Raw genomic sequence first — 14621 nt, 5'->3', positions numbered from 1 at the left:
CACGGACGAACCACCTGAAACGACCACTACGCACAGTTGCAGACCGTTACTCGGAAACCTTCAGTGATACACAGCGACGGAATTGCCCACCAATTCGAATACGACACGTGCCCCCGTATGTCAGGGACGATACAATTCCTGGATACGGGAAAACGTGAGCCGGAGAAATCAGGCCGACTGCGGTATCAATCGGCACACTCGATGCTCCTGCACGGCTGCACCACCACCTCGAAATCGCCGGCCCGAGCGGTGGGCCGGTGACACGATCCAGTCATGGAGTGGGACAAGCCGTCAACGGCCCGGACGGGTACGCGGCGATCTGGGATGTGCTGGAGCGGGTAGCCGTCGGCGGTCCGTCGCGGCACGGCTGGCCCGCGATTCGATCACTTCCTCGGACGCGGCGGTCCGGGCGACCGCCTGCGACCTGCTCGGGGTTCTCTGTGACCGGCAGGCGGAGATGCGCGAGGAGGCGACGAGGCTTCCGGTTGGCGATCTGGGCCGCTTGCGGGCCACACCGCCGGGCCTGGGTACCCGGGATCTGCTCCAGCGGCGGGATCAGCTGCCGGGTGTCGGCTGCCTGACCAGGGTGGTGCGGGTGGCCAGGGTGTGGGTCCTAGACGCCGGCGTGCCGTTCGATCCAGGCTCGCGCTGCCGCGAGGTCAGCGGCGGTCGGCGCGGGGCGGACCTGGTCCGGGTAGCGGAGGAGGTGGTGCTCGCGGGCTGCCTGAAGGCCGATCGCGCGGGCCTTGGTGGACAGTTCGGGGTGGTCCGCAACCTCCTGCGCGCGGTGCCACCAGTCCCGGCTGCGCGGGTCGACGTCGTAGTGCCAGAGGGGCTGTGCGGGGTCGGCCACGCCGATCAGCACCCGGCGCAGAACGTATGCGCGGAGCCCCGAGTCGCCAAGCAGCCGGTCGGCGACCAGCAGCGGGGACACCTGGTCGAGCCGGGCACGGATCAGCACCCAGGTCATCAGGTGTCCGGTGTCGTGGGCGCTGGAGGTCACGAAGTCCCACAGCTCGGCGGCCTTGGCCTCGTCCGGCGCGCCGAGGTGAGTCAGAAGCCGTAGCGTGCTCTTCCAGACCGGCCGGGGTTTCGCCCACCAGGCCAGCAGGTCGGCGGCGGCCGGGTGGTCCAGGTCCAGCGCCAGGCAGGTAAGGGTGACCAGCGGGTGGCGCCACTCGGTGTACGTGGTCCGGTACTGCTTGGTGAGGTCCTTCTTCCAGCGCGGCAGGAGCGCCGCCACCTCGGCCTCGGTGGCGGCGCCGTGGGCGTAGAGCAGTTCGAGGCAGAACGCGAGCCCCTGCATGCCGGTCTTCTCATCGGCCACCTGGGCCCGCAGCCAGCGGACGTCGGCGGCGGTCAGCGTCCGGTACCGATGCCAGACCGCGCACAACCCGCCCTCGTAGAGGGTCAGGTCGGGGCCGGTGCCGGCCAGCAGCTCGTCGCGGACGGCCTCGTATCGGTCGGCGGCGGCCAGCGCGTCCGTCGCGCTGGTGTCGGTGAGGTCGGCGTAGGCGGGGCCGAGCCGGACGGCTTCCTCCCGCACATGTGCGATCTGATTCTGCGCCGCGTCGGCGGCCACCACGCGCAGTTCGCGCGGAAGGCGTTCGTCGGTGCTGAACCGGACGGAGGCGAGCGCGGCGAAGGACCGCCCGGCCGCGTAGTTCGCCCCCGAGTCCTCCCGCCACTCGGCCGTGACGGCACGGCGGAGCGCGGCGAAGAGGGCCCGCATCGACGCCTCCGGGGCATCGTGTCCGATCAGCTCTGCCGCGAGTGTGCGCGCAGCCTGTACCCAGTCGGGCTCGCGGATCGCCTGGTGCGTCGTGAGCCACGCGGCGATCGCGGCGCCGTCGCCGGCAAGCGCCAGCTCGCGCACGACCGTCAGGCCCCGCTCGGAAGGGACCTGGCCGAGGATGTCAGCCGCCTTGGGGCCGACCGCGGCGACCGCTTCCCAGGCGTGGTCGTGGTCGTGACGCAGCAGCGCGTGCAGCAGCGCCGGCCAGGCGTCCCACTCGGTGAGCCGCCCGGCGTACCCCTCCTGCCAGGCCGGTAGCAGCCGCGACACCTCGTCGTACGTGAGCGCGTCCCGCCACTCCAGCGAGGTAACGAACCGCCCTGCGGCGGACACGTCCACCGGATCGCGCAGCCGGTCGTGGAGCCAGCCTGCCTCGATCCCGGTCAGCGGCCGGTAGCGGTAGGGCAGCCGGCTGCGGTCGACCGGGGTGTCGAGCCGGTCAAGGAACTGGCGTACCCCGGCCGGATCCTCCGGATCGGGCATCCCCTCCCCGTCCCGGTGCGTGACCCTGTCCAGCCGGAAAGCACCCTGCTGTCCGCCGTCGGCGACCTGATAGCCGGCCGGACCGGTCCCGAGACCGGCGGCGACGATCGCATGGTCACCACCCCAGTGCAGCATCAGTTCGCCCGTCAGCGCACCGGACCGGTCGAAAGCCTGATGGGACTGCCAGTGCCAGTACGCGAAGGAGGTGCCGGCGCCGAGGCCCCGCGCCGCGAACAGCTCGGCGGCGTCCTCATGTCCGTCGGTCTGGGTGTAGCGGTTGCGGGTCTGCGGCGGAAGGACCACGAAACCGTCGCCTCCCAGGGTCCGCCACCAGGCTTTGATGCTGTCGAGATCCGAGCGCTTCCTCGCCGGGGTCCTACCGGGCGAGGCGGGGCGATGACCGGGCACGTGCTACTCCTCGGGGAACGTTCCTGGCCCCAGACTGCCAGACCCCTTCCCAGCCTCCCCCTCGCCGCATCGTCTCGCCCGGGTGGCACCCCTTCGGCCGATACCCGCAGCGCCGCCCCCGCGTCCGGTCATGGAGCACAACGACGGCCTGTTGGCGGATCAGCGCGCCGGCAACCCGCAGTTCTGGGTGCCGTCATCTTCGGGCGTGCCGGCCCATGGCTGCTCGCGGCTGCCCGACCGCTGCGTCGAATCGGCCCCCGACCAGTGGGAATGATGCTCTCCCGCCGCTGCCTCCAGCCGTTGGCGCGCGGCATAGTAGTCCCCGGCAGTGTCGCAACGAGGGGTTGGAACGGGGACGAATGCTGCACGGGCTGGGTATCAGCGAGCAGGACGAGGCCGTGTACGTCGAGCTGCTGCGGCGGCGTCGGGCGACCGTTGCCGAGGTGGCCGAAGCACTCGGGCTGCCGGCACCGGCTGCGGCGTCGGTGATGGCGCGGCTGGTCGCGCTCGGCCTGGTGACCCGCGACGACAGCGGACTGCACACGGTCGTACCGCCGGATGTCGGGCTCGGCACCCTGATCGTGCAACGGCAGACCGCGCTGCAACAGGTCCAGGGCAGGCTGGCCCAGCTGGTGGAGGTGTACCGGACGGGAGCAGCCGCTGCGGTGGGTGAGGTGGAGGCGCTCACCACGCCCGAGCAGCTCGCGACGTGGATCGACAACATGGAGCGGGGTGCCAAACGGGAGGTGCTCGCGTTCTTCCGGCCGCCGTACGTGCTGGAGGGCGACCTCGAGGTCTCCTCCGACGTGCCCAGCTACCGCTACGTGTACGAACGCGTCGCTCTCGACGACCCGCGGGCTCCCGACGAGATCGGCAGGTTCCTCAAGAGCGGGTACGAGATCAGGATCGCCGCCGAACTGCCCAGCAAGATGATCATCGTCGACCGGGCGGCGGTGCTGTTGCCGATGCTGCCCGACCAGACCAGCGTCCACCCCGGATTCCTCCTGGTCCGGGGGCAGGCGCTGGTGCACCTGCTGGTGGCGCTTTTCGAGCGGGTCTGGCAGGCCGCCACGCCGTTGCGGCTCACCGCCACCGGCGTCACCGAGGGAGTGCCGGCCTGGGACGACGTCGACGTCGCGCTGATGACGTACCTGCTCTCCGGCATGCCGGACAAGACGGTGGCCAGCCGGCTCGGGACCAGTGAACGCACCGTGCAGCGCCGGATCCAACGGCTGATGAAACTGGCCGGGACCGACAGCCGGATGCAACTGGCCTGGTACGCCGCCCGGTCCGGGCTGATCCCGTCCTGACCGGGCCCAAAGGCGGGTCGCCCCCGTCCACGGTGCGGACGGGGGCGACCCTGGGGTATCGGCGGAGGTTATCCCCGCAGCTGGTAGGCGCGGGTCACGGTCTGCTCGACGGTGTTGCCGTCGGCGTCGGTGGCCTGCATCCGCAGGGCGACGAAACCGTTGGTGTCGCCCCGCGCGGGGCTCCTGATGGCACCGGTGACACCGTTCCCACCGTTGCCGGTGACCGCCACCTGCTGCCAGGTGGCCCCGTCGTCGTACGAGGCCCACAGCTTCGTCTCGACGATCCGCAGTCCGTCCAGTCCCTGCGGGTAGCGGAAACCGAGGTCGATGCCGACCGCCGACTGGGCCAGGGCGCTGTTGTCCAGGTCGACGTCCAGGTCGTAGTCGACCGAGATGACCGGCAACTTCTGCGGCCCACCGTCGCCGCCGTACGCAGAGTCGAACGTCCAGCTGGTGTTGACCCTGGTGGAGGTGGTCCACCCCGGCTGGTCCCGCTGCGCGTCCGTGACCACGCGGTACCGGGCCCGTTCGGGCGTCATCGGGAAGGCCACCTGCACGGCGGGCACGGAGCCCAGCAGCTGGCCGTCGCGGTACACGGTGGCCAGTTCCTTGTCGGTGACGTGGCGGTACGCGTACAGCTGGCCGGTCGCCCCGTCGAGCAGCCCCACCGGGAGCACCACCCCGACGTTGCCGTCCCGCACGGCACCACCGTCGGGCCGGTTCGCCGTCACTGCGGTCCGGACCACCGCCTTGTTCCAGGTCCGGGTCGCCTGCTGACCCGCCTGCAGCACGGCGGGGACCGTGGTCTGGAATGCGGGCTGCGACTCCCACACCGGGCTGACCGACACCATCTCGGCCGTCGGCAGGCCGGCGGTGACGTACTCCGTGACGGTCCGGGGCAGGGTGATCCGGCGGGTGGTCATGACCAGGAAGGTCTGCTGCGGCCCGATGACGAACCGGCCGTAGCTACCTTCCGTGCCCGGCGTCGAAGCGTGGAAGGACGCCTGTACGGGGGCCAGTTCCCGGGTGCTGACCTGGTAGCTCTGGTCGGCCAGGATGCCCTGCTGGTGCTTGAGCACCTCGTAGGTGTACGGGCTGACCGCGATCCCGGTGAGCCGGATCGTGACGTCGCGGCGGGTGGCCAGGTCGGCCAGCCGGGCACCCGGCCCGTTGCCGAGGGTCATGGCCGGAATCGCGGTGGGCGTCCTCGCATAGCTGCTGAGGCCCCAGTCGGTGGCGGTGTCGTGGTAGAGGACGACCGCGCGGGCACCGGCCGCCGCCGCGTTGGCGATCTGCTCGCCCGGGGTGAGGTCGTCGCTGCGGCGGACCAGCGCCAGCCTGCCCTTTGCCGACGTGCCCGGGTATTCCTGCGGCCGTCCGATACCGGCGTTCAGCACCCGCAGCAGGTGCGTACCGTCCAGCCGTGCCGAGCCGATCCAGCCGTCGACGTACTCCGGCGTGATCGGGAACGCACCGGGGGTGACGATCTGTGCCTTCAGTTCCGGCGCGGCCAGCGACCAGTTCAGCCGGTGCGCCAGGTTGGCGTTCCCGAGCCGCGACGGGATGGCGTGCATCCGCGTGTGGCCGAAGAGTCCGTCCTGCAGCCCGTAGGCCATCGTCCGGTCGTTGTTCAGCAGGGTCAGCCCCATGTTGACACGTTTCGGCTGGCTCGGCTTGGGCGTGGCGACGGTGACCCGGTCGGCGGTACGCCCGTCGAAGGTGATGGTCCGGTCCGAATCGAGGTTGACGCCCGACTCGGCACCGTAGACGTAGTCCCGGACCTGGCTGTAGTCGGCCGTGTGCCGGTAGGTACCGGTTGCGAAGGCGTACTCACCGCGCGGCAGCCGCAGGTTGAGGGTGCCCTCGGCGCTGAGCAGGAAGTGGATGTCGGCGGGGCGGGCCGTGTTCAGGTCGAAGACCCACACCGTGCTGTAGGTCGACGCCGGCGCCTTGCCGTCGAAGTCCACCAGGTTGACCGTGACGTCGAACCGCTCGACGTCCTTGACGAAGGCAACCGCCGTGGTCACCGCCGTCGCACCGTCGGCCGAGGTGGCGGTGACGTGACCGCCGTACGCTCCGGTGGTCACCTTGGCGGCGTCGAGCGTGACCGTCACGTCGGCCGTGCCCCCGGCGGGCACGGTCACCGTGTCGGCGCCCAGCGCCAGCGCTCCTGCCGGCAGGTCGCCGCCAGCGCCCTTCACCGTCAGCGCGAGCGTGACCGCCTGGTCACCGTCGTTGACGTAGGTGACCTTTTTGGTCACCGGGTCGGTGGCGTCCCACTCCTGGTTGCCGAAGTCGACCACGCCGGATCCGGAGACCGACTGCCGCACCGCGCGGCTCACGTCCGTCCGACCGGCGCCCTGGTCGTACACCGACGCGTCCGGGGTGGTCTTCGCCGAGCTGACGAGCTGGTTTTTCAGCCGCTCCGGAGTCCAGTCCGGATGCTGCTGGGCCAGGATCGCGGCGGCACCGGCCACGTGCGGCGTCGCCATGGAGGTGCCGCTGGCGGAGGTGTAGTGGTCATCCACCGGCGTACCCATGCTGGTGCCGGACGCTCGGGCCGCGACGATATTCCGGCCCGGTGCGGTGATCTCCGGCTTGAGGCGCCCGTCGACCAACGGGCCACGGCTGGAGAAGGAGGTGACCGCGTCGGTGTCGTCCACTGCGCCGACGGTCAGGGCCGCTGCGGCGATGCCGGGCGAGCCGACGGTCGTCGCGTCCGGCCCGGAGTTGCCGGCGGCGATGGTGAACAGCACGCCGGTCTCGGCCGTCAGCTGGTTGACCGCCTCGGCCATCGGGTCGGACCCACCCTGGGCCGTGCCGCCCAGGCTCATCGACACGACCTTCGCGCCCGAGTGAGCCGCCCAGTCCATCCCGGCGATGATCCCCGACTCGCCGCCTTCGCCTCCGTTTGACAGCACCTTGCCCACCAGGAGCTTGGCACCGGGCGCGACGCCCCGGTACTTGCCGCCGGCTCCCGCGCCCGTGCCGGCGATCGTGGCGGCGACGTGGGTGCCGTGCCCGTGCCCGTCCTGAACAGCCTCGCCCGGCACGAAGCTCTGACTGTCGACGATCTGTCCGACCAGATCCGGGTGGTTCGGATCCACTCCGGTGTCCAGCACGGCGACCTTCACGCCCGTGCCGTCGTACCCGGCAGCCCAGGCGTCGGGCGCGCCGATCTGCGGCACGCTGACGTCGAGCAGGGCTCGCACCTTGCCGTCCAGCCAGATGCGCTCGACGCCTCCGGAGAGCTTCGCCCTGGGGGTACGACCCTTGGCGGTGTCGTCGTCGACGGCCTCCCAGAACGTGGCGGCCTGCTTCTTGTCGGCGGCAACCGCGGCACCCCGCACCCTGGGCAGCTTCCGCGTCACGCGGCTGCCGGCCGGGGCGGCGGGCGCTGCGACCTTGCCGGCCGCCTGTCCGGCGTAGCGCACGATCAGGGGGATCGTCGCGCTGCGCGCGTCGTCGTAGCCCTGCGCGATGAGACCGGTGACGTTGAACAACCGCTGGTCCACCTGGCCGGACGCGAGGAACGGCTGGACCGCCAACGGCACCACGTACACGTCGCTGCCGACCGAGTAGGTGCGGAAGATGCTGTCCGGGCTGTGCGGGGTCACCGTGACCGCCGGCTTGCCACCCACGTTGGTTACCGTGACCACGTCACCGGTGACAAGGGTGACCTGCGCGGCGGTTGCCGACGACGCCGGTACGCCGGTGACCCCGGCTACGGGTGTCAGTGGCTGGCCGTACGCGCTTCCGCCGCCGGCCACGACGAGCGTGGCGGCGAGCGTGGCGCCGACCAACGTCGATTTCTTTATTGGCATTGAGCTGGCCTCCTTCTGCCGGTACCAGGGTTCGTACCGGTGGGGCAAAGCTTCGTTAAGACCGGGGGCGGCGCGCTATGGCTGCACCTGGCGGGCACCAGACATGTCGGGTCGTCGCCATCGAGGGCTGTCTCACCTTCGACTCTGGCTCACTACCGGTGGTAACCGGCCGCTGTCGCAGCCGTCGTGCTGGCACCGCGTCGGCGGCGTAGGATCAGCCCATGCACGACCTGATCAGGCCGGTCGTGGTCGCTCCGATGGCCGGCGGGCCGTCAACCCCAGCGTTGGTTGTCGGTGCCGCCCGCGCCGGCGCGCTCGGCTTCCTCGCCGCCGGCTACAAGACACCGGCAGCGGTCGAGAACGAACTGCGGGCGGTGGGTGCGGCAGGAATCGCGTACGGGTTGAACGTCTTCGTGCCGATGCCGGCCCCGGCCGACGTCGAGCCGTTGGCACGCTACCGGCGGCTGCTGCAACCGGAAGCCGACCTGTACCAGGTGGACCTTCCTCCGCTGCGGCTGCACGACGACGACCACTTCGCGGAGAAGATCGAGCTCGCCGTGGCGTACCGCGTGCCGCTGGTCAGCTTCACCTTCGGCGTGCCGGACCGCACCGTGGTCGAGGCGCTGCACGCCGCCGGCTCCCGCGTACTCGTCACGGTCACCTCCGCGTACGAGGCCGAGCGCGCCCTCGCCGCCGCGCCGGATGCCCTCATCGCCCAGGCCGGCACAGCCGGGGGGCATGCCTCCACCACCCGACCAGCCGACTACCGGGGCGAGACGAACGCGGCGCAGGTGCTCGCCGCCGTGCGAAGCGCCGCCGACGTACCGGTCCTCGCAGCCGGCGGCGCCGCCTCCGCCGCCGACGTCAACCGCCTGCTCGCGGCCGGGGCCGAGGCGGTCCAATGCGGCACCGCCTTCCTGCTCGCCGAGGAGGCCGGCACCCGCGCGGCACAACGCGCCGCCATGCTCTCCGGTGACCACCGGGAAACCGTCGTGACCCGTGCCTTCACCGGACAGCCGGCTCGGGCGCTGCGCAATCGGTTCACCGATGCCTATTCGGACGTGGCGCCCCTCGGCTACCCGGCCGTGCACCACCTGACCGCCCCGATCCGTGCCGCGGCGGCGCAGCGCGGCGACCCTGCGGCGCTGAACCTCTGGGCAGGCACCGGGTTCGCGTCGGCGCGCCCAGCGCCGGTCGCGAACCTCGTGGCGGCCCTGCTACCCGATGCCTGATCAGGCACGAACTCGAACAGGTGGGCCAGCCCCGCACGTCGATGATCCGCTGCATCGGAACGAAGGCGCCAACACCACGACCGGACCGATTAGACGCCAGTACGCGTTACCTGATGCTGTTCATGGGCAACCCCACGGCGGCGCCGCCCGGACCGACCGGGCCGGTATCCCGCCGGATCCGCTGGGGGTGTCCCACGACGCGAGGGCGTGGACGATCCAACCGGAGCCGATCGTGACACCCCAGGGCATCGAGGGCTTCATCGAAGGAACCCCGGACTTCAGCGGGCGGCTTCGCGCGGAACGCGCCGGCAACGGCGGCGACCGAGTCTACAGACTGACCTACGCCGGCCACGACGAGATCGGCCGTCCACTCGGCTGCACCGTCACCGTCACCGTTCCCCACGATCAGGGCCTACTGACCCCGCCGACGACGCCCGGTCGTCATCTGGACCGTTGCCGGTCAGTCGGCGCTGAACGCTGCGGAGGCTAGCTCGGCGGGACATCCTTGACGAACACGATCCCATCGTTGCTAGCCACGTGGGCCGGGTCCAACGGGGAGTAACCGAACCAGGGGGACACGCGGGGAGCGGGCGTCACGTCGCCGAGGACGGTGGCCAGTCGGCGGGCGTCGACGACGTACCGGTCCGCCGGCAGCGCGTACAACAGCCCCTCGATGGTGTCCGGAGGTGGGGCGTCCACGCCATGGTGGCGGATCGTGCCGAGGGCTGTGGCCAGGAAGGCGTACCCGTCGCCCAGGTGGGCGCTCACGATCGCGCCGGCGCTCCACCACTCCAGCAGCAGGCCACCCATCCGCATCCTGCTCTTGTTCCGCTGGAGGTGGCCGTTGTGCGCGTACACCAACGCCGGGCCCCGCTCGGCGATGGCGAACAGGTTGGCAGCCATCATCGAGTCCCGCAGGGCCAGCAGCCTCGCCAGGCGACCCGGTGACGTGTCGGCCATCCAGAAGTGGTAGCGCAGCAGCCCGGTGGCGGTGCGCCCGTACAGGCGTGCCCGGTCCCAGTCGTCCCGCGAGGACGCCGCGATCAGCTGTGGCGTCTGCGCGTCGAGCAGCGTCACCAGGTCGTCGGCGAGCAGCCGCAGCTGCTTGGCCTCGGGTGTCTGCCCCACGGACTGGAACGGGTCCATCATCGCGGCAGGGTTCGTCCAGCGGTCGTCGGCGCCGAGCAGGCGGTCGAGCGTATCGGCGGCGCAGGGAAGCAGGTCGGCGTCGGCCCAGGCGGTGAGGTAGGCGTGCAGTGCGGTGAGGGCCTGCCGCGGACTCGCCGCGCCGGTGATCTCCAGCGGGCCGTCGAACCCGGCGAACCGCAGCCGCTCGGACCCGGGCCGGCCGTCGTTGTACGCGCGCATCCAGCGCACAAGCTCACGGTTGGCCGCAGACGCGCCGAACCCGTGGCTGAAGCCGCGTTCCATGACCTCGTCGAGGGTGCCCGTGCCCGACGTGACGTCGTCGTCCACGACCAGGCCCATCACGCAGTCGCTCTCGACTGCGATCGTCCGGTAGCCCTCCTGCTCGACAAGCTGCCGGAAGAGTTCGTTGCGTACGTCGAGCAGGAGGTCCTCGCCGTGGGTGGGCTCGCCCAGGGCGAGCAGCCGCGGCCGGGTCGGGAGCAGCCGCATGACGGTCGCGGCCTCGACAGCATGGGCGGTGTCCTTGGTACCAGCAATCATTTCCTCAACGGTATCGTTGAACCTTTGGTTGAAACTTCTCCGCGATATTGGCAGGACAGTGGGGCGAAACCTTCAAGACGGTGGACGGCTCAGGCCGGTCGACCTGGCGCGCCGGCACGGCCTGTCCACCCAGGCGATCAGGAACTACGAGGCGGCCGGCATCCTGCCGGGCGCCGAACGCACCCTGCACGGATATCGCACCTACACGCCGCAGCACGCGCACGCCCTGCGCGCGTTCCTCGCGCTCGTGCCCGGACACGGCCACCAAACGGCCACCTCGATCATGCAGGCGGTCAACCGGGACGCCACCGAGGACGCGCTCCGGCTCATCGACGAGAGCCACGCCCAGCTTCTCGACGACCGCCGCACCCTCCAGGCCGTCGAAGCCGCGCTTCGCGACCTCAATCCCGTACCGCAGGAACGCGGCGACACGTTCGTCGGCCCCCTGGCCAGCAGGCTCGGCATCCGCCCAGCCACTCTGCGTAAATGGGAACGCGCTGGCTTGGTCCAACCGCGCCGCGACCCGCAGACGGGCTACCGGGTCTACAGCGCAGCCGACGTACGCAACGCCCTACTCGCCCACCAGCTCAGACGGGGCGGCTACCTGCTTGAGCAGATCGCCCCGCTGATCGCCCAGGTCCGTTCCGCCGGAGGCGTCGCGCCGCTCGCGTCGATGCTGCGCGACTGGCATGCCCGCCTCTCGGCCAGGAGCCGCGCCATGCTCACCGGCGCCGCCGCGCTGGACGCCTACCTTGGCTGCCGACCGGCCCCGCCCGGAAACGGGCCGGGTGACTACGTCATCGCCTCGTCGACCGCGGACTCGGTTCGGCCGTCCAGCAACTCCCGCTGATCGTCGCTCAACAGCCCCTTCCGATGACCCCCTATGCGACAACGCTCTGTCACCGGCGCAGTGGCTGAGCCCGCTGTGGATCACCCCAGGTGGTGGGCTGCCGCGGTGCACGACTGGCACCGCGGCAGCCCACTGCCTGCGGTCTATGTGGCGGCGACCAGCTGGTTGGCGCTGCGCAACACCCGCGGCTCCAGCAGGGCCTGCGGGTCGAAGCCGGGTTCGGCGGTGACGTCGAAGGTGACGCTCTCGCCGGGCAGCAACGTGATGAGCATGTCGTCGACGCTCGCGTCGGCGGCGACCTTGTCAGCCAGCAGCGCCAGGTCCCGGATCAAGGACTTCGCGGTGACGGTGACGGCGGCTCCGGTGGGCGTGGCCACCGCAGTGGCGGTGTAGTCCGGGGCGGTCAGATCGCTGTGACGGTCTTCGGCGAAGAACCACACGCCGCGTTGTCCGTGCAGTCGGGCGATGAGCAGTTCACCCGCGGCCGAGCCGGTGGTGGCCAGGTTGGCGGGCAGCGTCAGGCTCTGCGTCGACCACGGTGCGCAGTCCGCAGGGATCACCGCCGTGGCCCGCGCCTTGCCGCTGTAGTCGCATCGCGAGACCTCCACCTCCCCGGTCCAGGGCAGCCCGGTGTCGTTGACGAGCACGACCCGCAACCCGTCGCCTACCGGCTGGATGGTGAGCAGCCGGTCGGCGTGGGCGTGGCGCAGCGCGTAGAACGTGGGTTTGCGCCGGCCGTCGCCGTCGATCGCGGCCCAGGACACGACGGGCCAGCAGTCGTTGAGCTGCCACATGACACTGCCGGCGCACACCGGGCTGCTGGCCCGGAAGTGCTCGACCGCGGTCGAGATCGCGCGGGCCTGGTTGAGTGACATCGCCCAGTGCCAGTCCTCGATCGTGGACGGGAGCCGGAAGTGGGGCACGAGCCCACCGGTGAGTTTGAAGTTGCCTTCCATCGCCTTCTGGTGCACGAGCATGCCCGGTGACTGCGGGGTGAGCGGATCGTCGGACAGTGCGCGGCGCAGCGTCGACCACGTGGGTGGGCCCTGCCAGCCGAACTCGGCGGCGAAGCGGGGCCGGTAGCTGCGGTAGACGGTGTAGTCGACCTGGTTCCACACGTCCCAGATGTGCATGCTGCCGTGCGCCGGGTCGTTGGGATGCTGCGCCGGGTCGGGTGAGAAAGGGCTGCTGGGGGTGTAGGCGCGGTGCGGGTCGAGTTCGGCGACGATCGCGGGAAGGATCCCGTGGTAGTAGCCGTGGCCCCAGCTCTGCCCATCCAAGCGCAGTTGCCAGCCCCAGTCGGCGTAGCCCCAGATGTTCTCGTTGCCGCCGTTCCACAGCACCAGGCTCGGGTGCGGCATGATCCGGGTGACGTTGTCGCGGACCTCGGCGACGACTTCGGCGCGCAGCGGGTCCTGCTCGCTGTAGGCCGCGCACGCGAACAGGAAGTCCTGCCAGGTCATGATGCCGTGCTCATCGCATTCGGCGTAGAAGTCGTCGGCTTCGACGATACCGCCGCCCCAGACCCGCAGCAGGTTGATGCCTGCGTCGGCGGCCTGGGCGATACGTTGGGCGTAGCGGGTTCGGGTGACGCGGTGAGGGAAAACGTCGTCGGGGATCCAGTTGGCGCCCTTGACGAACACCGGCCTGCCGTTGATCACGAAAGTGAACCGGGTGCCGTGCTCGTCGGGGCTGGTGTCGAGGGTGACGGTGCGGAATCCGACCCGGGTGTGCCAGTGCTGCAGGGCCTGGTCGGGGTGCACGGCGGCGTGCATGGTGACGTCGAGGTCGTACAAGGGCTGCTGGCCGTGCCCGCGCGGCCACCACAGCTGCACGTCGGCGACCTGCAGGTGCAGCACCGCGGTGCTCTGCCCGGCCGGCAGCGTCGCGGTCACGGTCTGCCCGGCGACGGCGGCGGCCAGCACGAGTTCGGTGGGGGTGTCGTCGCGGGCGATCTCGACGTGCACGTCGGCGCTGCCGCGGGTGCCGTCCACGGTGACGACGGGGCGCACCGTGGCCAGGCGGGCGGTGCTCCAGCTGTGCAGGGACACCGGCCGCCAGATCCCGGCGGTGGCCAGGTCCGGTCCCCAGTCCCAGCCGAAGTTGGCGGCCGTCTTGCGGATGGCGTTGTACGGGTGGTGGTTGACGTGGGGGCGGGCGCCGATACGCATGCTCGCGTCGTCGGCGTAGCGCACCGGCGAGCTGAAGGTCACCGACAGGGTGTTGGCGCCGGGGCGCAGCAGCCCGGTGACGTCGAGGCGGTAGGTACGGTGCTGGTTGGCGGTCTCGGCGATGACGGTGTCGTTGAGGTGCACCTGGGCGACGGTGTCCAGACCGTCGAACACCAGCTCGGTGACGTCGTGGCCGTCGGGTGTCCAGTCGAAGGTGCTCTGGTAGGCCCAGTCGCACAGCCCGATCCAGGCCAGCAGGCGCTCGTTGTCGTCGAGGTAAGGGTCAGCGATGAGCCCGGCGGCGAGCAGGTCGGTGTGCACGGTGCCCGGGATCGTGGCGGGGATGGGACCGGCGGCGGTGATCTCGGTGGGAGCCGGGCCGGCGACCGGACGCAGGGTCCAGCCATGGTGCAGGGTGCGCAGCATGTGTGGGTCTTTCCTTCTAGATTGTCGCCGATGGACGCGGTGCCGCAGCGCTGGCTACGGCGGTGTGGCGTGGGAGGTCCGGGCCGCAGCGAGGTCGGCGGCCGTCGCGAGCGCGCCCAGCACCCCGGACAGCCCGTCCAGGTCCGGCAGTCCGAAAGCGAACCGGAACGTCTTCGCGCCGAGCTTGAGGTCGTCGCCAAGGCGAACGACGAAGGCGCCCGGCGCGCCGCTGTGGGCGTCCGGGCGGGGCTGCGCCAGCGCGGGCGCGGCGGCACCCAAGGCGAGCAACCCGGCCAGCGCCATGATGGCGCCGACGGTGCGTCTGCTCATTGCCGTCTCCTTGTCAGGGGTCTACGCGACGTGTCAGCCGTAGGCCGCGTTTCGTAAGGCTCGGAGCCACTGGTCGATGATGGCGATGGTGACGGTGGCTTCG

At 70.9% G+C, this 14621-nt stretch carries 10 protein-coding genes; 5 read left to right on the top strand and 5 right to left on the bottom strand.

All coding sequences use genetic code 11. The annotated features are described in order from the left end of the window. Positions 1-613: 613 nt before the first annotated feature. Entirely contained in the window at positions 614-2686 is a 2073-nt protein-coding gene (locus V6U90_RS30595; protein WP_334444143.1) for a hypothetical protein, read from the bottom strand. Positions 2687-2816: 130 nt separating this feature from the next. Between V6U90_RS30595 and V6U90_RS30590 the strand changes: the two genes are divergently transcribed. Both V6U90_RS30590 and V6U90_RS30585 read left to right on the top strand, forming a co-directional pair. Next, positions 2817-2960 carry a hypothetical protein gene (locus V6U90_RS30590; protein WP_334444141.1) on the top strand — a complete coding sequence of 48 codons (144 nt, stop codon included), beginning with the start codon at positions 2817-2819 and terminating at the stop codon, positions 2958-2960. Between the two features lie 85 nt (positions 2961-3045). After that, complete coding sequence (locus tag V6U90_RS30585; protein WP_334444139.1) at positions 3046-3996, top strand: helix-turn-helix domain-containing protein; 951 nt, start codon at positions 3046-3048, stop codon at positions 3994-3996. A 68-nt stretch (positions 3997-4064) separates the two neighbouring features. On the opposite strand, the gene V6U90_RS30580 is transcribed toward V6U90_RS30585, so the two are convergent. After that, complete coding sequence (locus tag V6U90_RS30580; protein ID WP_334444137.1) at positions 4065-7820, bottom strand: S8 family serine peptidase; 3756 nt, start codon at positions 7818-7820, stop codon at positions 4065-4067. A 221-nt stretch (positions 7821-8041) separates the two neighbouring features. On the opposite strand from V6U90_RS30580, the gene V6U90_RS30575 reads away from it, so the two are divergent. Both V6U90_RS30575 and V6U90_RS30570 read left to right on the top strand, forming a co-directional pair. After that, on the top strand, positions 8042-9052 hold the full coding sequence (locus V6U90_RS30575) for a nitronate monooxygenase (RefSeq protein WP_334444135.1): 1011 nt from the start codon (positions 8042-8044) through the stop codon (positions 9050-9052). 232 nt (positions 9053-9284) lie between these two features. Beyond that, complete coding sequence (locus tag V6U90_RS30570) at positions 9285-9542, top strand: hypothetical protein (protein ID WP_334444132.1); 258 nt, start codon at positions 9285-9287, stop codon at positions 9540-9542. Here V6U90_RS30570 and V6U90_RS30565 read toward each other — a convergent pair. Beyond that, positions 9539-10741 carry an erythromycin esterase family protein gene (locus V6U90_RS30565; protein ID WP_334444130.1) on the bottom strand — a complete coding sequence of 401 codons (1203 nt, stop codon included), beginning with the start codon at positions 10739-10741 and terminating at the stop codon, positions 9539-9541. The genes V6U90_RS30570 and V6U90_RS30565 overlap by 4 nt on opposite strands. 58 nt (positions 10742-10799) lie before the next feature. Here V6U90_RS30565 and V6U90_RS30560 point away from each other — a divergent pair, with 58 nt between their 5' ends. Then, complete coding sequence (locus V6U90_RS30560) at positions 10800-11591, top strand: TioE family transcriptional regulator (protein ID WP_334444128.1); 792 nt, start codon at positions 10800-10802, stop codon at positions 11589-11591. A 143-nt stretch (positions 11592-11734) separates the two neighbouring features. Here V6U90_RS30560 and V6U90_RS30555 read toward each other — a convergent pair whose 3' ends face one another. Both V6U90_RS30555 and V6U90_RS30550 read right to left on the bottom strand, forming a co-directional pair. After that, positions 11735-14188, bottom strand: coding sequence for a glycoside hydrolase family 2 protein (locus V6U90_RS30555; RefSeq protein ID WP_334444125.1), 2454 nt, complete (start codon positions 14186-14188; stop codon positions 11735-11737). A gap of 54 nt (positions 14189-14242) precedes the next feature. Then, complete coding sequence (locus V6U90_RS30550) at positions 14243-14518, bottom strand: hypothetical protein (protein ID WP_334444122.1); 276 nt, start codon at positions 14516-14518, stop codon at positions 14243-14245. Positions 14519-14621: the final 103 nt, after the last annotated feature.

This window comes from Micromonospora sp. CPCC 206060 (genome assembly GCF_036906895.1).
Classification (GTDB): Bacteria; Actinomycetota; Actinomycetes; order Mycobacteriales; family Micromonosporaceae; genus Micromonospora.
The sequence above is the reverse complement of the archived record's forward strand: the minus strand, read 5'-3'. Positions and strand labels throughout refer to the sequence as shown.